Below are 22,934 nucleotides of genomic sequence, written 5' to 3' on the forward strand. Positions count from 1 at the left end.
TGAAGTTACTGTCTTAAGAGAGAAATTCTTAAGAGGTTTTTGTCAAAGTGCTTCCCCGTGTGATTTTGATCATTGGCCTACTGATGATTGTGAGTTCTCTGGGGCTATTGAGCTTCGGAGTCACATCTCGGCCACCCACTGCGAATTCAAGCAGAGAATTAGTGGTAAGCAAAGCAGAGGAAAGCGAGGCATCGGTTGCCCCGGGCACTGGCGCCGCACAAATTGCGAAACTCAACGCGCGGAACGTTCAGTTATCGTTCAATTCGGAGGGCGAAAACGCTCCTACGCTGATCTTACGCAACAGCCAAACTTCGGAAGTTATCGGAGCTCTTCCAGAATACTATTTGGTCTGGGAAGACCTGATCCGGCGTTGCTGGAAGAGCATCGCGACATCATCTCAGTTCAACAATGTCGGGCTCACGTCAAATTCAGACACCGAACTCGATTACGATGTCCGAGGCTCCCGTCGTCTGTGGTATTCAAAGGACCAGGCATTCGTCGTGAGGGAAGAAGTTTTCGGCGGACAGACGGTCGAGCAGTTGAGGCGAGGCTGCACAGTACTAACCAACCCTCAGGTGTCAATAAACGCAGATGTGGTCAAAAAACTAACAAATCTCTACAATATATGGTGGGACGAAGAACGGTTCGGTGCGAATTCTGTCGAAATTCCTGTTGCTGGAACTCGGAAAAAGGAAGATTTTCGGCACGCCGTTCAAACCAACTTCGGGTCGCGTCGGGGCTGTGCAATGAGAATAGAGTTCGATGGCTGGGTGACAATACTCAATCCCAAGGCTGTGTTTCATTTGGCCGAATCCGGTATCGGAAAGTGCGACCGCCCCTCGTTCGGTTCAGGGAAGATACCGGTGCATCGCTTGCCACAGATCACGAAGTAGTTTTCTCGACCTGCGAAAGGTCCACTTTCCCCGGCGGCCTGAGATTTTCTCGGGATTGTTTCTACGTAATCCGAGCAGTAGCGATCGGAGGATAGGGTAATGAAGGACTCCATAGGATATGTCACCGAAGACGGTCGCAAGATCGGCGGCGTGGTGATGGAGATGAAGAACATCACCCTGCGCTTTGGCGGCGTCGTGGCCATCAAGGATATCTCGTTCGATATTCGCGAGGGTGAGATTCGCGCCATCATCGGGCCGAACGGGGCCGGGAAATCGTCGATGCTGAACGTTATCTCGGGGTTCTATGTCCCGCAGGAGGGCGAGGTCTGGTTCCACGGATCAAAACGCCCGCCCATGCGCCCCTTTGAGGTGGCGCAGCAGGGAATCGCGCGGACGTTCCAGAACATCGCCCTGTTCGAGGGGATGAGTGTTTTGGACAACGTCATGACCGGGCGCTTGAACTTCATGCAGACCAACATCCTCCAGCAGGCGTGGTGGAAGGGAAAGGCCGAGGCGGAAGAGGTTGAAAACCGTGAGGCGGTCGAGAAGATCATCGATTTCCTTGAAATCCAGCACATCCGCAAGACGCCCGTTGCGCGCTTGCCTTATGGCCTGAAAAAACGCGTCGAACTGGCTCGCGCACTGGCAGCAGAGCCAAAGCTCTTGCTGCTGGATGAACCGATGGCGGGCATGAATGTCGAAGAGAAAGAGGACATGAGCCGCTTTATCCTCGACGTGAATGACGAATTCGGCACCACCATCGCCCTGATCGAACACGATATGGGCGTGGTGATGGACCTGAGCGACCGCGTGGTCGTGATGGATTACGGCAAGAAGATTGGTGACGGTACACCCGACGAGGTGCGCAACAATCAGGAAGTCATCGACGCCTATCTGGGGGTCAGCCATGACTGAGACCAAAGCAGATATCCGGGGAGGCACATATGCCTGAGCAGTTAATCTTTGCCACGGAGGTCATCCTTAACGGTCTGATGGCCGGGGTGCTTTATGCGCTGGTCGCGCTGGGCTTTGTGCTGATCTACAAGGCATCCGGGATTTTCAATTACGCGCAAGGGGTTATGGCCCTGTTTGCGGCGATGACACTGGTCGGGATCATGAACGGGCAGGTGCCTTTCGCGCATTTGATCAACGCGACCTTCGGCACTCATGTCTATAACTTCGGCTGGAACATCCCCGCCCTGCTGGCGATCATCCTGACAATGGGTGTGATGGTTCTGCTGGCCTGGTGTGTGCAGCGCTTTGTCATGCGACATCTGGTTGGGCAGGAGCCGATCATCCTGTTCATGGCCACGATCGGTCTGGCCTATTTCCTTGAAGGTGTGGCCGACCTGATGTGGGGATCCGAGATCAAGACGCTGGATGTGGGTCTGCCGCAGGGCATCAACCTGTGGATCGACGAGGTCACCTTTAACATCTTCGGCTATGGCTTCTTCATCGACAACCTCGACATCGTGGCAACCGTAATTGCGGCGCTTCTGGTGGCGGCGCTGGTGGCCTTCAGCCAGTACACAAAACAGGGCCGGGCCATGCGTGCTGTGGCAGATGACCATCAGGCGGCACTTTCGGTCGGGATCTCGCTCAACTTCATCTGGGTCATGGTCTGGTCGGTGGCCGGGTTCGTGGCGCTGGTCGCGGGGATCATGTGGGGCACCAAATCGGGCGTGCAGTTCTCGCTGTCGCTGATCGCACTCAAGGCGCTGCCGGTGTTGATGCTGGGCGGGTTCACTTCGATCCCCGGTGCCATCGTCGGCGGACTGATCATCGGTGTGGGCGAGAAGCTGTTCGAATTCTCGGTTGGCCCGCTGGTCGGCGGTGCGACCGAGAACTGGTTCGCCTATGTGCTGGCGCTGATCTTCCTGGTGTTTAGACCGCAGGGTCTGTTCGGCGAGAAGATCATCGAGAGGGTGTAACGCATGACCAAGCTGATCGCCATCATCAACGTAATCGCATGGGCGGGGTTCTGGGCCTTTGGCTATATCGCGCTGACCTCGAATGACCTGACTGACAGCCAGTTGACGATTGCCGCGATCCTGGCCTTTGCCGGTCTGATCATGGGTGTTCTGGCCTACCTGAAACTGGTGCGCGCCTCTGAGGCGAGCGGATATGCCAAAGGGTCCAGCCAGCTGGACGCCGCGACCCGAAACCGGGCGCAGGAAGAATGGGGAAAGTAACAGATGTTCTATCGTGAGGCCGGAGATTTCAAAACCTCCTACGTGGATGACAGCCAGACTTTCCCGATCAAGTTCGACCGGTACCGGTACTATGTCGTTCTGGCGGTGGCGTTCGGGATCATTCCGTTCATCATCAACGACTATTGGGCAAACGCCCTGCTGCTGCCCTTTCTGATCTATGCCATCGCGGCGATCGGATTGAACATACTCGTGGGCTATTGCGGGCAGGTCAGCCTTGGTACAGGCGGTTTCATGGCGGTGGGTGCTTATGCCTGCTACAAGTTGATGACCGCATTTCCAGATGTCAGCATGTTCATTCATGTCCTGTTGGCTGGTGGTATCACAGCGATTGTAGGCGTCTTGTTCGGCCTGCCTTCCCTGCGGATCAAGGGGTTCTATCTGGCGGTGGCCACGCTTGCGGCACAGTTCTTTCTGGTCTGGCTCTTCAACCGGGTGCCGTGGTTTTACAACTACTCGGCCTCGGGTCAGATCAACGCGCCCGAGCGTGACGTGTTCGGCATCATCATCTCGGGCCCGAACGCCCCGGCCTGGGCGACCTACCTGTTCTGCCTGATCTTCCTGACCTTCAGCGCGATTATTGCGCGCAACCTGACCCGCGGCACGACCGGGCGGACATGGATGGCGATCCGCGACATGGATATCGCCGCCGAAATCATCGGGGTGAACCCGTTGAAAGCCAAGATAAGCGCTTTCGCTGTCAGCTCGTTCTTTGTGGGCATCGCAGGGGCCTTGTTCTTTGCCGTCTATCTCGGCGCGGTCGAGGTGGGCGAAGCATTCGGCATTCAGAAGTCATTCCTGGTGCTGTTTATGGTGATTATCGGCGGATTAGGCTCGATTTTCGGGTCTTTTGCCGGGGCGGCCTTCCTCGTGCTTCTGCCGGTTCTGCTCAAACTGGTTGGCGTCGATCTTCTGGGTTGGCCGACCGATATCGTTGCCCATCTTCAGCTGGTGATCGTGGGCGCGCTGATCATCATGTTCCTGATCCTGGAACCCCACGGTCTGGCACAGTTGTGGCGCGTGGCGAAAGAGAAACTCAGACTCTGGCCGTTCCCGCATTGAGGGCTGGCCCAATCATAAAGACGGGTGATCAAGCCCGAACTCAATATCGGATCAATCAAGGGAGGAGACACCCGATGAACAAGAAACTGGCAACCGTGGCGCTGAGCGCCCTGATGGCGGCAGGACCCGCGATGGCGGATCTTGTGTTCCCGTCGCTCAGCTATCGAACCGGGCCCTATGCGGCCGGTGGTATTCCATTCGCGGACGGTTACGCCGACTATTTCACGCTTCTGAACGAGCGGGACGGTGGCATTGGCGGTGTACCAGCAAACGTGATCGAATGCGAAACCGGGTATAACACCGAAAAAGGCGTGGAATGCTATGAATCCACCAAAGGTGAAGGCGCGCTGGTGTATCAGCCGCTGTCGACCGGTATCACCTATCAGCTGATCCCCAAAGTGACCGCAGACGGCATTCCGCTGCACACGATGGGGTATGGCCGGACCTCGGCTGCGAACGGCAAAGTATTCAGCCACGTGTTCAACTATCCGGCCAACTATTGGAACGGTGCGTCCGGTGCGATCAACTATCTGCTGGATGAAAATGGCGGTGACCTGAGCGGCAAGAAGATTGCGCTGGTCTATCACAACTCTGCTTACGGCAAGGAACCGATCCGGACGCTGGAAACTCTGGCTGAAAAGCATGGGTATGAGCTGTCCTTGCTGCCGGTTGATCACCCGGGCCAGGAGCAGAAGTCGCAATGGCTGCAAATTCGCCGCGAAAAGCCTGACTATGTCATCATGTGGGGCTGGGGCGTAATGAACCAGGTTGCGGTTCAGGAAGCGGCCAACATCCGTTTCCCGATGGAAAACTTCATCGGTGTCTGGTGGTCTGGCGCGGAATTCGATGTTCAGCCTGCTGGCGAAAAAGCGACCGGTTACAAGGCGCTGACCTTTACTGGCCTTGGCATGGACTATCCTGTCTATGACGACCTGAAAAAGTACGTCGTTGACTCGGGCAAGGCTGCAGGTGCCGGCGATCAGCTGGGTACAGTTCAGTACAACCGTGGTCTTTATGCCGCCATGCTGGCAGCCGAGGCTGTGAAAACGGCGCAGGCGATGCACGGAACCGCTGATATCGACGCATCGATGATGCGCGATGGCATGGAAGCATTGGAAATGACCAACGCCAAGATGGAAGCTCTTGGCATGTCCGGGTTCGGCCCTGAATTCTCGGTTTCCTGCGAAAATCACGGCGGCCCAGGCCTTGTCGGTGTTGTTCAGTGGGATGCGGCGACTGGCGCCTGGAACCCGGTACAGGACTTCAAACCGACAGATGCCGAAGTTATCGGCGCGTTGATCGATGAAGATTCCGGTGCCTACGCAACCGAAAACAGCATCTCGCCACGTTGCGAGTAAGGCATGTTGCGCCACGGATGTGATCCGAGGCGTTCAGACAACCGGAGCGGCGGGTCGCCTGCCGCTCCTCACGAACAGCCCCGGAACGGGCAGGCATGAGGAAACGCGCTGATGCTGGATGCGGCACAAACCACTGACGTGCAGGCGGAAACCCTGCTTGAGGTCAATAATATCGAGGTGATCTACAACCACGTGATCCTCGTGTTGAAAGGCGTCAGCCTGAACGTTCCAAAGGGCGGCATCACAGCACTGCTGGGCGGCAATGGCGCGGGCAAGACAACCACGCTCAAGGCCGTTTCGAACCTGCTGCATTCCGAACGCGGAGAAGTCACCAAAGGTTCGATCAAGTATCGCGGCCAGAACGTGCATGAAAGCGATCCGGCCGATCTGGTTGAAAAGGGTGTCATTCAGGTGATGGAAGGCCGCCACTGTTTCGAGCACCTGACCGTCGAGGAAAACTTGCTGACCGGTGCCTACACCCGCAAGGACGGGGCGGCTGCGGTCCAGCGGGATCTTGAGATGGTTTACGCATATTTCCCCCGGCTCAAGGAACGTCGCCGGTCGCAGGCAGGCTATACATCGGGTGGGGAACAGCAAATGGTTGCCATGGGGCGGGCGTTGATGTCGCGGCCCGAGACGATTTTGCTGGACGAACCCTCAATGGGTCTTGCTCCGCAGCTGGTCGAAGAGATTTTCAGTATCGTGAAGGACCTCAACGAAAAAGAGGGCGTGTCCTTTCTGCTGGCAGAGCAGAACACCAACGTCGCCCTGCGCTTTGCACATTACGGTTACATTCTTGAATCCGGGCGTGTCGTGATGGATGGCCCGGCAGCCGACCTGCGCGAAAACCCGGATGTGAAAGAGTTTTACCTGGGCATGTCCGACGAAGGCCGCAAAAGCTTTCGCGATGTGCGGTCCTATCGTCGTCGCAAAAGGTGGCTGTGAGCGGATGGAGGATATGGCTATGACCTATTTCGACGCACTCGAAACACGCTCGGCAGACGAACGCGCCTCGGACCAGGCCAGGGCACTAGTGGAGCAGATCAAACGCGCGATGTCGGCCCCTGGATTTGCGTCGCATCTGTCAGAATTAGACACTAATAAGATAAAATCAGTTGAAGATTTGCCGACATTGCCGGTTCTGCGGAAATCGGATCTGACCAGAGCACAGGCCAAACGCCCCCCGTTTGGTGGATTTACAGTGAAACCGGCGCGGCATTTCCATCATGTGTTCCAGTCGCCGGGACCGATCTATGAGCCGGGCAGCACTGATCACGACTGGTGGCGCATGGGCCGTTTCCTGAATGCCGCGGGTGTTGGCGCAGGGGACATTGTCCAGAACTGTTTTGGGTATCACCTAACCCCAGCCGGTATGATCTTTGAAAATGGCGCACGGGCTGTCGGCGCGGCTGTTCTGCCCGCAGGAACCGGACAAACCGAGTTGCAGGTGACTGCCGCCCGCGACGTTGGCTGTACGGCCTATGCAGGCACGCCGGATTACCTGAAGGTCATTCTGGACAAAGCCGACGAGATGGGCGTTTCACTGCATTTCTCGAAAGCCGCCGTTGGCGGTGGGGCCTTGTTCCCGTCTCTGCGACAGGAATATGCTGACCGGGGTATCTCGTGCCTGCAATGTTACGCGACAGCGGATCTGGGCAATATTGCTTATGAAAGCGCCGCGATCGACGGGATGATCATCGACGAGCACGTGATTGTCGAGATTGTGACACCTGGAACCGGAACTCCGGTGGCACCGGGTGAGGTGGGTGAGGTCGTGGTGACCTCTCTCAACCCCGATTACCCGCTGATCCGCTTTGCGACGGGCGACCTTTCCGCCGTGATGCCGGGGATTTCCCCCTGCGGTCGCACGAACACCCGGATCAAAGGTTGGATGGGGCGTGCAGATCAGACGACCAAGATCAAAGGTATGTTCGTGCGTCCGGAACAGGTTGCCGCTTTGGTCGACAAGCATGAGGAAATCGTCAAGGCTCGTGTCATCGCCACCCGTCAGGGCGAGATGGATTCGATGACTGTCCAGATCGAAAGCACAGGCGGGGATGATACGGCATATGCCAGATCGGTGGCCGAAGTGCTGAAACTGAAAGGCGCAATCGAAGTCGTGGCCCCCGGCTCGCTGCCCAAAGACGGGTTGGTGATCGAGGATCAGCGCGTCTACGAATAGTGGTGAATAACAGGTCTGCGGCAGTTTGTGCCGCAGATTTGTTGACCGACGCACTGGTGTTTCCGAGCATTTTGGTCGATTAAAGGCGTACCCTAAGCCTTTGCCAATCAAAAGCCGGGATAATGGCCCAGATCGACTATTCAGAAAACGGATCACGCAATCGCGGTGTACGCGGCACACGGCTGTTGGCCGCAGTTGCCTATCTTGTGGCTGCCGCATGCCTGTTGCCCATGGTGGCCGTGGTTCTGGCGGCAGTGACGGGCGGGACAGATACGATCTCGCACCTGCTGGAAACGGTGCTGCCCAGCTATACTGTGACGACCCTGATCCTTGTGGTGCTGGTCGCGGCGGGTACGTTCAGTATCGGCACGGGCGCTGCCTGGCTGGTGACGATGACCCGCTTTCCCGGTGTCAGGATCCTTGAGATCGCGCTGGTCTTGCCCTTGGCTTTTCCGGCATATGTGCTTGCTTATGCGTACACCTTTATTCTGGATCATCCGGGTATCGTTCAAAGCACTTTGCGGGATGTAACGGGTTGGGGGCCGCGCGACTATTGGTTCCCTGAAATCCGTTCGACCGGGGGCGCTGCGGTGATGCTGATTCTGGTGCTGTACCCTTATGTCTACCTGCTGGCGCGGGCTGCGTTCCTGCAACAAAGTGCTTCGGCGTTTCTGGCTGCTCGGGCGCTGGGCAACAATCCATGGCTGGCGTTTCGGCGCGTCTCGCTGCCGATGGCGCGCCCGGCAATTGCCGGTGGTGTGCTACTGGCCATCATGGAAACCATCGCCGATTTCGGAACCGTGTCTTATTTCGGTGTGCAGACCTTTGCGACCGGGATTTACACCAGCTGGTTTTCAATGGCCGACCGTGCGGCGGCGGCGCAGCTGGCCTGGTGCCTGCTTGTCTTTGCACTGATCATGGCTGTGGCCGAACGCACCCAGCGCGGTAAGGCAAAATACTATCAGGCCGGAAAGAAACATGCTGCCCAACCGGCGGAACACCTGACCGGTCTTCGCGCCGTCGCGGCATTCTTGTTATGTACGATACCCGTTATTTTCGGGTTTCTGCTGCCCGTTATCATACTGGTCGAGATGGGTTTGGAATCGGAACAGAACCTGCTGTCGCGGCGCTATATCGGTTTCATCCAGAACTCGCTGATCCTTGCCGGCACGGCTGCGGTTGTCACTGTCTTTGCGGCGATCTGTGTCGGGTTCTTTCAACGTCTGAGACCCGGGCGCGCGTCGTCTGCGACGGCCTATTTGGCGCGGCTGGGATATGCCGTGCCCGGTGGCGTCATTGCAGTCGGCTTGATTGTACCTTTCGCCAGCTTTGACAACGCGTTGGATGCCTGGATGCGGCAGACCTTCGATGTATCGACTGGGTTGTTGGTGACAGGTTCGATCTGGTTGCTGGTCGCCGCTTATATGGTGCGATTCCTTGCCGCCGCGCTCAGCGCATATGAGGGGGGTCAAAGCACGGTTCATGCCAATATGGATGCCGCGGCCCGGTCGTTGGGGCAAACCCCGCTGGGAACGTTGCGGCGCGTTCACCTGCCCATTTTGACGCCGTCGCTGCTGACCGCGCTGTTGATCGTCTTTGTGGACGTGATGAAGGAATTGCCTGCCACCCTGATCATGCGCCCGTTCAACTTCGACACACTGGCTGTACAGGCGTACAGGCTTGCCTCGGATGAGAGGCTTGAGGGCGCCGCCGTGCCGTCGCTGGTCATTCTGGCGGTCGGCTTGCTGCCGGTAATCCTGATCTGCCGTCAGGTTGGTCGGCGGTAACACTTGTGTTGTAAAAGCCGGGCAACAGCGCATCAGGCTTGATTCAAACATGATTTCCGGCAAGGCTGGCGGTATGAACATGCAGCCTCCCAACCGGTTTTCGGCAAACGCAGCGCAGATGCCCGTGGCCTTTGACCGGCATGAGATGTCGCAAATCCTGTCCGTTTATGGACGGATGGTCGCCGCTGGAGAGTGGCGAGACTATGGTATCTCAAACCTGCGCGATATGGCAGTGTTCTCGATCTTCCGTCGCACCGCTGAGCACCCGATCTACCGCGTCGAAAAGCACCCGCGCCTGAAGTCCCGGCAGGGGATGTACTCAGTCATAGGTATGGATGGCCGCATCCTGAAACGCGGCCATGATCTGCGCGCGGTACTGCGGGTGCTGGAACGCAAGCTCATCCGGGCCGTAAACCCGGATTAGAGCCTTTTTCGCGCTGTAACAGGCCCGTCGCCCTGATCCTGAATGCGCTGAATCGCCCGGTCCATTGGCTCGTACACAACCGCCATATGGCTGGCGTTCGCATGTAAAATCATGTTGTCGTCCGAAACCCAGGCCACGTGCCCTTTCCAGAACAGTAAATCCCCGCGCTGCGCAGGTGATTCAGCTGACAGGACAGCGCCCAAGGCTTGTTCCTGATCGCCGCTGTCGCCGGGGCACGGAATACCACAGGCCAGCAGCGCGGCCTGAACAAGCCCTGAACAATCGATACCGAACCGGCTGTTGCCGCCCCACAGATAGGGCGTGCCCAGGAACAGCTCGGCCACGGCAACCGGATCACGCGGTTTTTCTGCAATTGGGGCCGTGTGAACCTTTGGGACAAAACCCAACTCGGTCTGCACAAACCGATCCGTTTCGGCAGTCGCATGGATTTTACTTCCGAAACTCAGAGACACGAGATCGCAGCTTTTGATATCGCGGGCCGCGTAGGCATGTGTTGCTGGCGCATTGATCCAATGAGTCGCAGGCATATCCTCGGACAGGTGGTCTGTTTCCAGCCAACCAGCATATCCGTCTTTTTCCGCGACGATCCTGCTCCACCCGCCGTTGTTTTCTGCGACGTGAACCGTGTCCCCCAGCAGCAATTGCCGGTCACGCGGCCCGTCAGGGACACGCAACAGGTCGACGACCGGTTTGGATATGCGGTGCTTGGTCATAACCCCAATACCTCCGGTAAGGCCGACAGCACTGCGCGTGTTCCCTGACCCAGACCACCTTTTGTGCGGCCGGGTTCATTACTGGGTTGCCACGCGTAGATGTCAAAATGGATATAGCGGGTGGACCCTACGAACCGGCGCAGAAACAGCGCGGCGGTGATAGACCCGGCAAACCCGCCCGAGGGGGCATTGTCCAGATCGGCAATGCCGGGTTCGATCATCGCCTCGTAGGGTGTGTGAAACGGCATTCTCCAGACCGGATCGGCAGACGTTTTGGCCGCTTGTGCCAAGGCCATCGCGCAGCTTTCGTCGTCGGTGTAAAACGGTGCCAGATCAGGGCCCACGGCCACGCGCGCCGCACCGGTCAGCGTCGCCATCGAGATCACCAGATCGGGATTCCCCTCATCCGCCAAAGTCAGCACATCAGCCAGAACCAGACGCCCTTCCGCGTCGGTGTTGTTGATTTCAACGGTCAGGCCCTTGCGTGAGGTCAGGATATCACCGGGGCGGAAGGCATTGCCTGATACTGCGTTTTCAACGGCCGGGATCAGAACCCGCAATTGCAGGGGAAGGTCCAGCGCCATGATCATCCGGGCCAGTCCCAGCACATTGGCCGCGCCGCCCATGTCTTTTTTCATCAGGCCCATGGAAGCGCCCGGTTTCAAATTCAGCCCGCCGGTATCGAAACAAACACCTTTGCCCACTAGTGTCAGTCTGGGGCCACTGGTGCCCCAGGTCAGCTCGATCAGCCGGGGGGCCTGCGCCGCGGCCCGTCCCACCGTGTGAATCATGGGAAAATTCTGATCCAGCAGCGCATGGCCAGTGATCACCTTGCAAGACGCGCCGAACTCATTCGCCAGAACCTCGACCGCTTGCTGCAACTGATCCGGTCCCATGTCCGAAGTGGGCGTGTTGACCAGATCGCGCGTCAGAGCTTCGGCATTTGCCATGGCCTCGATACGGGCGGCGTTGATGCCATCAGGTGCAATCAATGCCGCTGACCCTCCGGTCTGGGTCGCGTATCGATCGAAGACATAGCCAGTCATCAGCCAGCCAAGACACTCCATCTCCAAAAGATCCGCAGGAATGCCCGAAGCAATGCCGTAGGTGCCTTCCGGCAGCGCCATGGCCGCTGCGGCAAGGGGGAACCGTTTGCGCGCACGTTTTTCTTCGGTTCCGTAACCAGCCAGCGCGAATTCAATTGAGCCGTTCGTTGCCGGCACAAGCAGGGCCTGCCCCAGTGCGCCGGAAAACCCGTTTGCTGCGACCCAGGACTGCACGCGCTCAGGCTGATCCAGAAGCCAGCCGTCCAAATCCGGCTGCGCGATCACATGAAGCGGTACGGAAGGGTCAGAGGATGGGGCGAAGGACAGAGTCATGGGCGCCTCGGCAGATTGTTTCTGTGCACAGACTAGCCGCGCATAATCTGCCCGCAACCCCTGTCAGACGGAAAGGTCCTGTTGGTCCCAGACGGCTGTCAACGACCGCTCACCAACGCGGATCAGACGTCCCAGGGTCGCGCCCGCTGCTACCGCGTCACCGGCATCGACGGCCTGCGCCACGTCCCCTGCAACCCTGGCCAGAACCGTCATCCCGACCTGTTCGGAAATCGCGACCAGCGACCTTGCGCATTTGCGCAGTTCGGCCCATTCGCGCTGACGCCAAAAGCGTTCGCAGTTCGACAGGCGCACTGCCAGTTCTTCGATGGTGCGGCACAGCACATCCAGCGCGTTCTTGTCGCCCAGTTGACGGTAAAGGCCACTTAGTTGATCCGAATCCAGACGGACGGATTCCTTGTGCTCAAGCGTGATTATTTTTTCCACCACATTCACCCTAATTCTGACGCCCCCACGGCGCAGGTTTGATACTGGTGACAAATTCCTTTGCAAAACCTTGCAGAGAAATCGGATAATTGCTCGAATTTTCCTAGAATTCGGTTTAGAGGATCGGTCAGCGACAAGAACGGGGACACCGTAATGGAATTTGCCAAACCTTTGCCGAGCTATCTGGTCACGCGGTATCACGGCTGGAAAGCGACCACGTATTCGGAAAACCAGGTCTGGTTCAAGCGGCTGGCAGATGAAGGGCAGCGGCCCCGGGCGATGGTGATTTCTTGCTGCGACAGCCGGGTCCATGTGACCTCGATGTTCGGTGCGGATCAGGGCGATTTCTTTATCCACCGCAATATCGCCAATCTGGTGCCACCCTATGCGCCGGACGGCGATCATCACGGTACCAGCGCAGCAATCGAGTACGCCGTCACTTCTCTCAAGGTTGCGCATCTGATGGTTCTTGGCCATTCGCAATGCGGTGGCGTTCAGGGCTGTATCGACATGTGCAAGGGTCAGGCGCCGCAACTGGATGCAAAAGAAAGCTTTGTCGGCCGCTGGATGGACATTCTGAAGCCAAAATTCGAACTTGTCGCTGATATCGAAGACAGCCTCGAACAAGCCCGACAGCTGGAACGCCAATCGGTTGTCGCGTCGCTTGAAAACCTGATGACGTTCCCGTTCATCTCGTCAGCGGTCGAAAAAGGCACTCTGAGCCTGCACGGGTTGTGGACCGATATAGGTGCTGGCGGGTTAGAGAGTTTCGACCCCATACAGAAGAAATTCGTTCCGGTCTGACGACAGTTCATAGCAAATAAATGATGCGGAATACGGCTCTGATTCCGGGCCGTTTTTTCGTATGCTCCACACATGACGTTTGATTTTGGAGCTTGCTATGAAGATACTTAAACGAATTCTCGCAGGGCTGTGCCTTCTTGTTTTTCTGTTCGTCGCCGTCTCATACGTGTTGCCCGGCAAGGCGGAAGTGTCCCGCAGCATCACCATCGACGCCCCGGCTGCAGTGATCTTTCCGTTTGTGAATTCCATGCAAGCGACCGAGAAATGGTCACCCTGGCTGTCACGCGATCCGGAGACGAAACTAAGCTACAGTGGCCCCGAGGAAGGTGTCGGTAACAAGTTGAACTGGAGCTCGGATCACGCACAGGTCGGTACGGGGTCGCAGGAAATCGTCGAAAGCGTGGAAAATCAACTGGTCAAAACAGATCTGGACTTTGGGCAGATGGGCACGGCGTCGGCTTCGTTCACTCTGAAACCCGATGGTGACTCAACCAATGTGACTTGGGGGTTCGAATCCGATCTGGGGCTCAACCCCATGTCCCGCTGGATGGGGGTGATGATGGATAAATGGGTTGGCGGCGATTACGAGCGGGGGTTGAATAATCTGAAAGTGCTGATCGAAAATAACACCTAGACCCTTCTTGGGATCGCGACATACGTTCTGGTATGCCCACCAAGGCGGCGGAGACCTCGCGGATCAATCCAAACGAAACCGCGCGAATTTGCCGAAATGGTCGGATCCCATGAACGGACGCAGTTCGACTGTTCCGGTTGTTCCCTTCGGGAACAAAAGGTTGTCGATTGGCAACGGTAGGTGCCAGCTGCCAAGATCATGAGTGTTCAGGACGGCCCCAAAACTCTGGTTGTCTGCTGCCGCCGCTATCCGCCGGACGCTTGCACCCCAAGGAACCATGTTGAAATCCCCGGCTATCAGAACCGGGCCATCCAGATCCGCAATGCGTTCCGCAATGATCCGGCTTTGGGTTGATTGGTCATAAGGAAAAGGCCAGTTCAGGTGGATCGATACGATCCAGACCAAAGACCCGTCCGGGGCTTCGACTTGTATTCCGACAAGACCATGACCTTTCAGGCAAAACCCGGACCCTTCGACAATCGGCAAAGTTGTCAGGATGGCAACGTTTTGTTCGGGACGAAACTCACAGATCACCTTTTCGGGGTAATGCTCGAACAGGTTGCTCATGTATTCGCGGTTGTGACTCGAGACTTCCTGCAACGTCACGATCTGAGCATCGGATGCAATGATGTCGTCGGCCAGCGAATACCGGGGCCACGCCCGGCTCATGAGGTTCTTTTGATACAGGGTCAGACACGGACCGTCGCAGTCCTTGGGCGGGGCGGCGAAACTGGTTGCGATTGATCCCACAGCAACAGCGGCAAAGGCCAGGGTGACCAAAGCAAGGTATCTGGCGCGCATATACAGCAGGATCGCGGCACACGGCAAAAGCAGAACGCCAGCTTGCGGGCGGAAAAGCGCAAAGGAATCTCCGACCGCCAGGAATTGTCCGGTAAACCCGATGAGGATAAGCCCAACCAGAATGCCTGTACATCCTGTGATCAGGTATCTTCCAATTCTGCGTTTGGCCGAATTTCCCATGCTCTGCCTCTGATGCCCTGTGCAGGGCACCACCTGTTGTCTGCTCTGTCTCATCCGTTGCGTTCAGATCCGTGCTTAGCTGGCAAGCACGCCTGAATTTGTCAACTGGTCGGGGGAATGTTCCGAATTCAGGACCGGTATTTGAACATTTCGTTCGGACTGATGAGCCTAAAGGTTCCACTAGAGAGGAACGGGTGATGAAAGTGGGTCTGTGTAAGTTACCGGAGGTCCGCTTCGAGCCCAGATGCAAGGTTTTGTCGTCCTTGCTTTCTGATTAACGGTTGCCACCCGAGGTGCCGAAAATTCTCGGGTCTATTCAACACAATTTCATTGCGCGTTTCTTAAACTAACGCAGCACTGGCTTTGTAGACTTAGTGATTATCAAGCCTATAGAAGTTGTAACGTACCCCTTCATCAGCAATCGCATGTGCTTGGTGCCAGAGTACTGTCTTGGATCCCCTTTGCGCCTGTCCACGGTTAAATCAAGTGGATCGTCGCCTAAGCGAATATCCAACGGCTCCACTTTGTGTCCTTTGGATTGAAGGCGTTTCACAGCATCTTCAATGTCACGTAGGCGATAGATTGCGGTCTTTCCGCCTTTTGACGTCCGGGTGTTTGATGATAGGTTGAATTCCGTTGTATGCACAGCGACCCCACCGGGACGCAGGCAGTCCATCTGTTTCTCCAAAAAACGAACTCCGAGTTCGAGAGAACCGCAGTGCTCGAAAGAACACGTGGACCAGGTAAAGTCGTACCCTGAGATATCGCTGGGAATATCGTTCATATCAATGGGGCGAAATTTGACGCTCTTCTTAAATAATTCCTTTGAGCAGATCTCAGAGAAAAGTAAATCTTCGACTGATGCGCTCCATTGGCCAGTTGTCTCCCAACCTTCATTACCCTTGTTGTTGTCAGCCAGATCACTCGCTAGAACTTCGCAGCCCTTCGCTGCGAGGTAGGCAGGGATTCTTTCCTTACCAACTGCGAAACCCAAGCCCTTGATTCCGGGCTGGAGTAGGTCGCGTTCGCGCAAAGCTTGTAAAATGAAAGCCAGCTCCCAATACTTGCGATGGTGAGTATGAGGAAGATTGAGTTCTTCAATGCAGGCGGCAAACTCATTCGAGTTTAGGCGTCCTGTTCGAGCGATTTCTGAACCTAACGGGCCTTGGCTCAATGGGCTATTAGATGAGACGTAGCTTACTTTTGGGTCGCGCTCGAAATTTTCGATACGGATTTTGGGAGTTGGACGTAAGATTGCTTCTAGCTTATCGAAAAAGGCTCGAGCCACGGCGGTTCACCATTTAATTAACCGAGATAGTGTTTTAGTAAGTCCAACGCTTTATCGGATCAGAAAAGTTGAATATTGTAGTTTGAATATATTATCAACATTCCAAATGCTTGATGCACAAAGCCAGTCTTGTTCCGCAAGTTTGGCTTTCTAAAAAGAAACCCGCTGATCAAACAGCGGGTTTCTTTTTTAGTTTTTGCAAAGGCTGGATTGTCAGCCCTTTTTCAGGACCTCACGGCCCAGCAGTTCGGCGATTTGCACTGCGTTCAGAGCCGCGCCCTTGCGCAGGTTGTCCGAGACACACCACAGGTTCAGGCCGTTTTCGATGGTCGAATCCTGACGAATACGGCTGATGAAGGTCGCGAAATCGCCCGCGCATTCGATGGGCGAGACGTAGCCACCGGCCTCGCGCTTGTCGATCACCATGATGCCTGGTGCTTCGCGCAGGATGTCGCGAGCTTCGTCTTCGTCCAAGAATTCCTCGAACTCGATATTCACGGCCTCGGAGTGGCCAACAAAGACCGGAACGCGGACGCAGGTGGCTGTGACCTTGATCGACGGATCGACGATCTTCTTGGTCTCGACAACCATCTTCCACTCTTCCTTGGTCGAGCCGTCTTCCATGAAGACGTCGATCTGCGGAATGACGTTGAAGGCGATCTGTTTTTGGAACTTCTTCGGCTCAACCTCGGTGGTGGGGTTGTAGACGGCCTTGGTCTGATCCCAAAGCTCGTCCATGCCTTCCTTACCGGCGCCCGAGACCGACTGATAGGTCGACACGACAACGCGCTTGATCCTGGCGCGGTCATGCAGCGGTTTCAGCGCGACAACCATCTGCGCGGTAGAGCAGTTGGGGTTGGCGATGATGTTCTTGTTCTTGTAGTCGTGAATCGCTTGCGGGTTACATTCCGGCACGATCAGCGGAATCTCCGGGTCATAGCGATAGAGCGACGAGTTATCGATCACCACGCAACCCGCGGCCGCCGCCTTTGGAGCGTAGACTTTGGTCGCCTCGGAACCCACGGCAAACAGCGCCATGTCCCAGCCGGTGAAATCGAACGTGTCCAGATCTTTGGTCGTAAGGGTCTTGTCGCCAAAGCTTACTTCGGTACCCAGCGAGCGACGGCTTGCCAGGGCGGCAAGTTCATCAACCGGGAACTGGCGTTCAGCCAGAATGTTCAGCATTTCGCGGCCCACGTTGCCCGTGGCGCCGACGACTACGACGCGATAGCCCATTTCATGTCTCCAAAGTTAAGGACGCGCGTTCATAGCCGCGTTGCGGCGAAGAAAAAAGGGCTATCAGCGGGGTTTTCAACGACTGATGCTGAATTCAAGCGGTTCAATCGTTCAAAAGTCGTTCATATAGCGCAACCAGCGTCTTTGCTTCGCCCTGAATGTCAAAATTCTGCTCGACATGGGTGCGGGATGCCTGACCCGCTTGTGACAGGGAATCATTGCATTTCAACATCTGGGCAATCGCCTCGACCAAGGCGGGAACATCATCGGGGGCCACCACCTTTCCAAAGGATGGATCAGTTATGATCTCGGAGAACGCACCGACATCTGTGGCTACAACCGGAACAGCGCAGGCCATTGCTTCAAGAGGGGTCAAACCAAACCCCTCCCACCTTTGTGGCGCAACAAACAGGTCCAGAACCTGATACCATTCAGCAATCTGATCTACGGTCACCTCGGGCTTGAAAAGGATGCGATCCGACAAGCCAGCCTTTGCGACCTTATCCTTCAGTTCGGCCAGAAATGCGGTGTGTTTCTCGGTTGCCCGGCCCATGACGATGCCTGACACTGTGTCGAACCGCCCGCACACGTCAATCATGGCGTCGACAAAGGCATCAGTGCCTTTTTGGTGTCGAATGCGGCCGTAACACCCTAACAGTACCCCATCCGGCAGCCCCAGCCGAGCACGGACGGCGGCCTTGTCTGAAGGCGGAACGAAGTCTTCTAGGTTGATGCCATGCATCACCACCTGCGAGTCTCGCTCAAGATACCCTGCGGTTTTGCGCGAGGTTGCAACGACCGCATCCATCTTTCCGATCAGCCATTTGGTATAGCCTGTGTGCGGCCTTTGGGACGCGCTTGTGAACAGCATTTTGAGTTTCAACCGGAACACATCGCGCAGGATGAGGCCCAGCAACATCTCGGTGTTGCGGCGCGCGTGCCAGACCCGCCATTTACGACGCGACAGGAAAGGCAGTCGACCAAGCGGGATGTGCGGGGTGTCGGCGGGCAGACCCGGGCCAGTGGCGGCGATATCGATCCATTGCGCTTGCAGCGGAACCAGCCTTGCTATGGTAGCCGTTACGCCCGAAAGTCTGCGTTTTAGATTTGGGGCTATGACAATGGGGTCTTTCAACAGGCTCTCCTGATGGCTGCGTCAATCCACACTATCGCGGCTGAATAGATAGATCACGCAACCAATGGCAAGGGTGACCGCAAAAAACCCGAATATTGCGGTGTAGGGTGCCGCTGATCCGTCTTGCACGGTGGCTGCGTGAATACGTCCGGTGACGAATTGAGCAATGCCAACGCCGCCGATGCCGAAAAGATTCAGCAATGTCACACCACGCCCCACCAGATGCGGAGGCACGAAGGCACGGCCATGAGCCATGATGACCGGAAAGCTGGCACCGGTAAAGCCGATTACGGCCATCAGCAGGACAGACAGCCATGTTGCATCCTCGATCCACAGGCAGAGCAAGCCCAACGCAGCTGCGCCCAGTGCGTTGCCAGCGAAAACCACCCATTTCCGGGTACCAAAAACGCGGTCCAGCGGTCCGTAAACAAAAGTGCCCGCAATCATAGCCGCACCCATGATCAGCGTTGCAGTGCCGATCTGAGTGGCACTTAAGCCAAAGACGTCGTTCAGGTAAGGCCCGGCCCAAAGCCCTCGCAGCGCAGCAGAGGGGGCGTAGGCAACCAGCATCAGGGGCAGGATCAGCCACAGGGCAGGCTCCTTCAGCAGATCCAGCAGCGATCCCTTGTGTTCTGTTTCGACCTTCGCCGGGTCGTGAACTGTCAGCCACAGGCCCAATGCGATTGCGGCGGACACTGTGGCCAGCCCGACCATCGTTGCGCGCCACCCCATCCATTCCACGGCAAGCGCGGTTGGATAAGAAGCCACCAGATTTCCAACGGACCCTGCGCCCAACATCACGGCGGCCAATGTGGCAAACCGCGCCGGGGGGTATTCACGCGCAAAGATATAGTAGGAGGCCATTAGGACCGGAGAGCACCCGACACCGATCAGGCCCATGGCTATGCTGATGTGCAGGGGCGTTGTTGCGGCTGCAAAAACCGCCGCTCCACCTGCCCCGCCCACCAGAAGCAGAGCGGCGGACGTGAGGCGTGGGCCAATCCTGTCCAGCGCCCATCCGACCGGGATCTGCATGACGGCGAATACGATAAACCAAAGACCGGAAGCAAAGGCCAAATCTTCGGGCATGGCACTTATGTCACGTTCCAGATCTAGGCTGAGAACCGCAAGGAAAGCGCGGAAAAATTGGCTGAGCACATAGCCCAGGCATAAAACCACCAAACCGGCCTGCATCTTCAGCCCTTTCCTGCTCGTCCGAGGAAAATGCTTGGCACGCCGTGATGCAACGCACAAGCCTGTGTATTATGTTTCAAAGTCAGGACATGGCTCGCCTTCCGGCTATCTTTGGTCAAAACATTGATTCCGAGGGGGAGCATGAAAGACCTCCAGTTCACATTTTACGAAAACCTTCCCTTGCAGCGCGATTTTACCCGCCTGGCAGACCCCGCACAGTTTTCAAAACTGCCCGATGATTGGGTTCTGGGTGTTGCTGACATTGTCGATTCAACAGGCGAAATCGCGCGGGGCCGGTACAAGACCGTCAATACTGTGGGCGCTGCGGTAATTTCGGCCATGATCAATGCAATGGACGGCGCGCTGTTTCCATACGTCTTTGGCGGCGATGGGGCTGGGTTTGCTGTTCCACCCGGAAAAGCTGAAACCGCCCGGACTACGCTGGCGGATTTGCGGCGCTGGGCGGATGAAGAGTTCTCCATGCCATTACGGGCGGCGCTGGTGTCGGTGGCTGATATTCGCAAAGCGGGTAAGGATCTGCGCGTTGCGCGCTATGCACCCTCTACCGGAGTGGATTACGCTATGTTTTCCGGCGGTGGTCTGGCCTGGGCCGAGGCCGGGATGAAAGCCGGGCAAAACATGGTCACACCCGCAGGGCCAGGTGCACAGCCGGATCTGACGGGCCTGTCTTGCAGGTGGTCCAACAGCCCGGCCCGTCACGGTCAGATCGTTTCACTGGTCGTACAGCCCACACCGTCAGCAACCGAACGGGACTTTGCCGATCTTGCGCAATCCGTCTTGTCCGCGTCGGAAGCGCTTGAGCGCGCAGGCCATCCGGTGTCGGAAAAGGGTCCGCCCATGACATGGCCTCCGCCCGGCCTTGACATTGACGCACATGTGTCGCGCAACGGGCGTCATGTGATTTTGCACAAAGTCGTCCTGCTGGTTCAGAACCTGTTGATCGCGGTATTGTTCAAAACTGGCCTGCGGATGGGACGCTTTGAGCCGGACCATTACAGACATATGGTCAGCAGCAATGCCGATTACAGAAAGTTTGATGACGGGTTGAAAATGACGCTCGACTGCGATCCGGACACATTGCGCCAAATCGAACACCTGCTTGAAGAGGCGCGTCGCCGGGGGAAAATCAGATACGGTTTGCACGCACAGGACGAGGCGATGATGACATGTATCGTCCCCTCGGCCACCCGGGATGACCATGTGCATTTTGTTGATGGAGCCTCGGGCGGCTATGCGCAGGCCGCTGCGGCCATGCGCACTTGAGTGTCTAAGAAGGTTTCCATTTGCGCGGCCAGCGCGCGTGCCGCCTGTGCCAGCAGCATCACATCAATGCCGACCGCCAGAAATTGGGCGCCCATGTCCAGATAGGCCTGACGCGCTTCGTCATTGGTGGCAAGGATGCCCGGCGCTTTGCCTGCGGCCTTGATCCGGGCCAGGGCGTCCGCGATGACCGCACGCACCTCGGGTGCGGCGCTGTTGCCCTTGTACCCCATGTCGGTTGACAGATCAGCGGGACCGATGAAAACGCCATCCACACCTTCGACTTGAAGAATGTCATCCAACGCGGCCACTCCGGCGCGGGTTTCCACCTGCAACAACAGGCAGATTTCCTGATCTGCGGTCTGGATATAGTCACTCGTAGACCCATACATCGTGGCGCGCGATGCCGCTGCACCAACACCCCGCACCCCGTCCGGCGGATAACGGCAGGCACGGACCAGATCCTGCGCCTGCGCGGCGCTTTCAACGACCGGAACCAGTACTGTTTGGGCACCGGCATCCAGAACCATCTTGATCAGCCAGGTCTCTCCAACAGGGACCCGCACAACGGGATGAGATGCGCTGCTGGCCAAAGCTGTCAGTTGATCCCGGATCGAGCGGATATCATTTGGCGCATGTTCACCATCGATCACCAGCCAATCGAAACCCGCGGTTCCCATGATCTCGGCGGTGACGGATTCAGCAAAGCTCATCCAGCAACCAATCTGCTGTTCACCCTTTATTAGAGCCTGTTTGAACATATTCTTTGGGGCTGACATGCTGAAACCTCATATTTGAGCCGGAGCAGGTGAGAAGGACATGAAATGGACCTCGGTCGCATCATCAACGGTCGTTCCTAATTGTCCAGCCTGAAATCGGCCCGCATAACGTGCGTATACGGGAGTGGGCGCTGCTGCTGCGTGTCGGGTTGCTTGCTTATATCCCGGATTTCGGTGATAATTTTCTTATGACCGACGATCTCCCTCTGACGTCGCGATCTTTGCCCATTGCGCTTTTGCGGGCGCGGGAAAAGGTTATGGGACCCATTCGAGCAATGCTGGCTGACGCTGGTGTCACGGAACAGCAGTGGCGGGTGTTGCGGGTGTTGAATGAAGAAGGCCCGCAAGAGCCGACCCACATCGCCGATCGCGCCTGCCTGTTGCTGCCAAGCCTGACGCGCATTCTGCAAAAGCTGGAGAACCGCGGACTGATCACGCGGCGCAGCCATCCGGCAGACCGACGACGTCAGGTTGTTGAGATCAGCACAAAAGGGGTTCAGATCATTCGTGCCAATCTGGCTGCAAGCACGGCCCAGGCGGAACGTATTCGATCTCAGCTTGGACCGGACAAGCATGAGTTACTGCTGGATCTGCTGAACGAGTTGAAGGACCTCGAATCCTGATCATTGGCACTGCATGAGATGTCTTCGGCAGTGACCCCGCCGGAAACTGTAGGGGGAGTCTCCGACGGGGCGGCCAGACCCGGACTGGTCGTTGGTGCCTGGCCCAAGACCGGTTACGTCAAACCTGACGGTCCGGCCTGTGCTTCGGAGTATATGAAAAGCCTGTGATGTGGCTCTGAACAGGGTCTTTCGGCCCTTGGGGGAGGGGCCTTGCACCTATATTCTCCGAAACTGATTTAGGCTTAGCCGACCGGTAAATGGGTCAGCCTATGGTTTGCCGACGTCACTTTGGTGGAATGCTTTACCAAAGCTGCTGTTCTGAATTATGACACCGCACCGAAATCGGAGCGGTCCTGACCACCTGAGGATTTTGCCCGGCTTTTGACTGAGCCAAGAGTTGTTTCGACCTGTTTGTGTACTGGTGAGACCATAAAAACTGATGAAACCAATTTTTGACACGGCGTCAGTCAATCAGGTCAGAATTGAGCCGTTTCACGCTGAAACAC

The 22,934-nt window shown here is 56.8% G+C and carries 23 protein-coding genes; 14 read left to right on the forward strand and 9 right to left on the reverse strand.

Annotated features, from left to right (window positions below):
• Window positions 1-161 precede the first annotated feature (161 nt).
• The 10 genes from ACR0J7_RS07760 to ACR0J7_RS07805 all read left to right on the forward strand — a co-directional run bounded on the left by ACR0J7_RS07760 (window position 162) and on the right by ACR0J7_RS07805 (window position 9,916).
• A complete protein-coding gene (locus ACR0J7_RS07760) occupies window positions 162-893 on the forward strand; it encodes a hypothetical protein (RefSeq protein WP_480773069.1) in 732 nt (243 codons plus the stop codon).
• A gap of 99 nt (window positions 894-992) precedes the next feature.
• Entirely contained in the window at window positions 993-1,808 is an 816-nt protein-coding gene (locus ACR0J7_RS07765; protein ID WP_480913763.1) for an ABC transporter ATP-binding protein, read from the forward strand.
• Window positions 1,809-1,837: 29 nt separating this feature from the next.
• Complete coding sequence (locus ACR0J7_RS07770) at window positions 1,838-2,824, forward strand: branched-chain amino acid ABC transporter permease (protein WP_267363929.1); 987 nt, start codon at window positions 1,838-1,840, stop codon at window positions 2,822-2,824.
• A gap of 3 nt (window positions 2,825-2,827) precedes the next feature.
• Entirely contained in the window at window positions 2,828-3,085 is a 258-nt protein-coding gene (locus tag ACR0J7_RS07775; RefSeq protein ID WP_209506939.1) for a hypothetical protein, read from the forward strand.
• A gap of 3 nt (window positions 3,086-3,088) precedes the next feature.
• Complete coding sequence (locus ACR0J7_RS07780) at window positions 3,089-4,165, forward strand: branched-chain amino acid ABC transporter permease (protein ID WP_480482437.1); 1,077 nt, start codon at window positions 3,089-3,091, stop codon at window positions 4,163-4,165.
• Between the two features lie 74 nt (window positions 4,166-4,239).
• Window positions 4,240-5,523: an ABC transporter substrate-binding protein gene (locus ACR0J7_RS07785; RefSeq protein ID WP_480474335.1), complete on the forward strand. Its 1,284-nt coding sequence runs from the start codon at window positions 4,240-4,242 to the stop codon at window positions 5,521-5,523.
• A 111-nt stretch (window positions 5,524-5,634) separates the two neighbouring features.
• On the forward strand, window positions 5,635-6,468 hold the full coding sequence (locus tag ACR0J7_RS07790) for an ABC transporter ATP-binding protein (protein ID WP_480474334.1): 834 nt from the start codon (window positions 5,635-5,637) through the stop codon (window positions 6,466-6,468).
• A 19-nt stretch (window positions 6,469-6,487) separates the two neighbouring features.
• Entirely contained in the window at window positions 6,488-7,705 is a 1,218-nt protein-coding gene (locus ACR0J7_RS07795) for a phenylacetate--CoA ligase family protein (protein WP_480913764.1), read from the forward strand.
• Window positions 7,706-7,827: 122 nt separating this feature from the next.
• Entirely contained in the window at window positions 7,828-9,492 is a 1,665-nt protein-coding gene (locus ACR0J7_RS07800) for an ABC transporter permease (protein ID WP_480913766.1), read from the forward strand.
• Between the two features lie 73 nt (window positions 9,493-9,565).
• On the forward strand, window positions 9,566-9,916 hold the full coding sequence (locus tag ACR0J7_RS07805) for a DUF2794 domain-containing protein (protein ID WP_209598949.1): 351 nt from the start codon (window positions 9,566-9,568) through the stop codon (window positions 9,914-9,916).
• On the opposite strand, the gene ACR0J7_RS07810 is transcribed toward ACR0J7_RS07805, so the two are convergent.
• The 3 genes from ACR0J7_RS07810 to ACR0J7_RS07820 all read right to left on the reverse strand — a co-directional run bounded on the left by ACR0J7_RS07810 (window position 9,913) and on the right by ACR0J7_RS07820 (window position 12,482).
• On the reverse strand, window positions 9,913-10,650 hold the full coding sequence (locus tag ACR0J7_RS07810) for a C40 family peptidase (RefSeq protein ID WP_480913767.1): 738 nt from the start codon (window positions 10,648-10,650) through the stop codon (window positions 9,913-9,915). The genes ACR0J7_RS07805 and ACR0J7_RS07810 overlap by 4 nt on opposite strands.
• Window positions 10,647-12,029, reverse strand: coding sequence for a leucyl aminopeptidase family protein (locus ACR0J7_RS07815; RefSeq protein ID WP_480913769.1), 1,383 nt, complete (start codon window positions 12,027-12,029; stop codon window positions 10,647-10,649). Before ACR0J7_RS07815 ends, ACR0J7_RS07810 begins: the two co-directional genes overlap by 4 nt.
• A gap of 63 nt (window positions 12,030-12,092) precedes the next feature.
• Window positions 12,093-12,482 (reverse strand): hypothetical protein, encoded by a 390-nt coding sequence (locus ACR0J7_RS07820; protein ID WP_267363938.1) that lies wholly within the window; start codon window positions 12,480-12,482, stop codon window positions 12,093-12,095.
• A gap of 144 nt (window positions 12,483-12,626) precedes the next feature.
• Here ACR0J7_RS07820 and ACR0J7_RS07825 point away from each other — a divergent pair, with 144 nt between their 5' ends.
• The gene (locus ACR0J7_RS07825) at window positions 12,627-13,277 is read left to right on the forward strand and encodes a carbonic anhydrase (RefSeq protein ID WP_209506947.1); all 651 of its coding nucleotides are present in this window, start codon (window positions 12,627-12,629) and stop codon (window positions 13,275-13,277) included.
• Between the two features lie 97 nt (window positions 13,278-13,374).
• Complete coding sequence (locus tag ACR0J7_RS07830) at window positions 13,375-13,911, forward strand: SRPBCC family protein (RefSeq protein ID WP_480506899.1); 537 nt, start codon at window positions 13,375-13,377, stop codon at window positions 13,909-13,911.
• A 63-nt stretch (window positions 13,912-13,974) separates the two neighbouring features.
• Here the strand turns inward: ACR0J7_RS07830 and ACR0J7_RS07835 are convergent, their stop codons facing one another.
• The 5 genes from ACR0J7_RS07835 to ACR0J7_RS07855 form a co-directional block, all read right to left on the reverse strand.
• Window positions 13,975-14,892, reverse strand: coding sequence for an endonuclease/exonuclease/phosphatase family protein (locus tag ACR0J7_RS07835; protein WP_480538326.1), 918 nt, complete (start codon window positions 14,890-14,892; stop codon window positions 13,975-13,977).
• A gap of 346 nt (window positions 14,893-15,238) precedes the next feature.
• Window positions 15,239-16,180 (reverse strand): class I SAM-dependent methyltransferase, encoded by a 942-nt coding sequence (locus tag ACR0J7_RS07840; protein ID WP_480482420.1) that lies wholly within the window; start codon window positions 16,178-16,180, stop codon window positions 15,239-15,241.
• 213 nt (window positions 16,181-16,393) lie between these two features.
• Window positions 16,394-17,416, reverse strand: a complete 1,023-nt coding sequence (locus ACR0J7_RS07845) for an aspartate-semialdehyde dehydrogenase (protein WP_480913771.1) — start codon at window positions 17,414-17,416, stop codon at window positions 16,394-16,396.
• A gap of 103 nt (window positions 17,417-17,519) precedes the next feature.
• Window positions 17,520-18,551 carry a glycosyltransferase family 4 protein gene (locus tag ACR0J7_RS07850; protein WP_480898310.1) on the reverse strand — a complete coding sequence of 344 codons (1,032 nt, stop codon included), beginning with the start codon at window positions 18,549-18,551 and terminating at the stop codon, window positions 17,520-17,522.
• A gap of 21 nt (window positions 18,552-18,572) precedes the next feature.
• Window positions 18,573-19,745, reverse strand: a complete 1,173-nt coding sequence (locus ACR0J7_RS07855) for an MFS transporter (protein WP_480898312.1) — start codon at window positions 19,743-19,745, stop codon at window positions 18,573-18,575.
• A 141-nt stretch (window positions 19,746-19,886) separates the two neighbouring features.
• On the opposite strand from ACR0J7_RS07855, the gene ACR0J7_RS07860 reads away from it, so the two are divergent.
• On the forward strand, window positions 19,887-21,029 hold the full coding sequence (locus tag ACR0J7_RS07860; protein ID WP_480913772.1) for a DUF3095 domain-containing protein: 1,143 nt from the start codon (window positions 19,887-19,889) through the stop codon (window positions 21,027-21,029).
• On the opposite strand, the gene ACR0J7_RS07865 is transcribed toward ACR0J7_RS07860, so the two are convergent.
• Window positions 20,996-21,805 (reverse strand): HpcH/HpaI aldolase family protein, encoded by an 810-nt coding sequence (locus ACR0J7_RS07865; protein WP_480913774.1) that lies wholly within the window; start codon window positions 21,803-21,805, stop codon window positions 20,996-20,998. The genes ACR0J7_RS07860 and ACR0J7_RS07865 overlap by 34 nt on opposite strands.
• Before the next feature lie 188 nt (window positions 21,806-21,993).
• Between ACR0J7_RS07865 and hpaR the strand changes: the two genes are divergently transcribed.
• Window positions 21,994-22,428: a homoprotocatechuate degradation operon regulator HpaR gene (hpaR, locus tag ACR0J7_RS07870; RefSeq protein ID WP_480482410.1), complete on the forward strand. Its 435-nt coding sequence runs from the start codon at window positions 21,994-21,996 to the stop codon at window positions 22,426-22,428.
• Window positions 22,429-22,934 lie beyond the last annotated feature (506 nt).

It is taken from the genome of Ruegeria sp. O4 (genome assembly GCF_056535125.1).

Bases quoted from the DNA above. Each gene is read 5' to 3' on its own strand.
- ACR0J7_RS07765 (WP_480913763.1), top strand. From the start codon at position 993: ATGAAGGACTCCATAGGATATGTCACCGAAGACGGTCGCAAGATCGGC.
- ACR0J7_RS07770 (WP_267363929.1), top strand. From the start codon at position 1,838: ATGCCTGAGCAGTTAATCTTTGCCACGGAGGTCATCCTTAACGGTCTG.
- ACR0J7_RS07775 (WP_209506939.1), top strand. From the start codon at position 2,828: ATGACCAAGCTGATCGCCATCATCAACGTAATCGCATGGGCGGGGTTC.
- ACR0J7_RS07780 (WP_480482437.1), top strand. From the start codon at position 3,089: ATGTTCTATCGTGAGGCCGGAGATTTCAAAACCTCCTACGTGGATGAC.
- ACR0J7_RS07785 (WP_480474335.1), top strand. From the start codon at position 4,240: ATGAACAAGAAACTGGCAACCGTGGCGCTGAGCGCCCTGATGGCGGCA.
- ACR0J7_RS07790 (WP_480474334.1), top strand. From the start codon at position 5,635: ATGCTGGATGCGGCACAAACCACTGACGTGCAGGCGGAAACCCTGCTT.
- ACR0J7_RS07795 (WP_480913764.1), top strand. From the start codon at position 6,488: ATGACCTATTTCGACGCACTCGAAACACGCTCGGCAGACGAACGCGCC.
- ACR0J7_RS07800 (WP_480913766.1), top strand. From the start codon at position 7,828: ATGGCCCAGATCGACTATTCAGAAAACGGATCACGCAATCGCGGTGTA.
- ACR0J7_RS07805 (WP_209598949.1), top strand. From the start codon at position 9,566: ATGAACATGCAGCCTCCCAACCGGTTTTCGGCAAACGCAGCGCAGATG.
- ACR0J7_RS07810 (WP_480913767.1), bottom strand. From the start codon at position 10,650: ATGACCAAGCACCGCATATCCAAACCGGTCGTCGACCTGTTGCGTGTC.
- ACR0J7_RS07815 (WP_480913769.1), bottom strand. From the start codon at position 12,029: ATGACTCTGTCCTTCGCCCCATCCTCTGACCCTTCCGTACCGCTTCAT.
- ACR0J7_RS07825 (WP_209506947.1), top strand. From the start codon at position 12,627: ATGGAATTTGCCAAACCTTTGCCGAGCTATCTGGTCACGCGGTATCAC.
- ACR0J7_RS07830 (WP_480506899.1), top strand. From the start codon at position 13,375: ATGAAGATACTTAAACGAATTCTCGCAGGGCTGTGCCTTCTTGTTTTT.
- ACR0J7_RS07835 (WP_480538326.1), bottom strand. From the start codon at position 14,892: ATGGGAAATTCGGCCAAACGCAGAATTGGAAGATACCTGATCACAGGA.
- ACR0J7_RS07845 (WP_480913771.1), bottom strand. From the start codon at position 17,416: ATGGGCTATCGCGTCGTAGTCGTCGGCGCCACGGGCAACGTGGGCCGC.
- ACR0J7_RS07855 (WP_480898312.1), bottom strand. From the start codon at position 19,745: ATGCAGGCCGGTTTGGTGGTTTTATGCCTGGGCTATGTGCTCAGCCAA.
- ACR0J7_RS07860 (WP_480913772.1), top strand. From the start codon at position 19,887: ATGAAAGACCTCCAGTTCACATTTTACGAAAACCTTCCCTTGCAGCGC.
- ACR0J7_RS07865 (WP_480913774.1), bottom strand. From the start codon at position 21,805: ATGTCAGCCCCAAAGAATATGTTCAAACAGGCTCTAATAAAGGGTGAA.
- hpaR (WP_480482410.1), top strand. From the start codon at position 21,994: ATGACCGACGATCTCCCTCTGACGTCGCGATCTTTGCCCATTGCGCTT.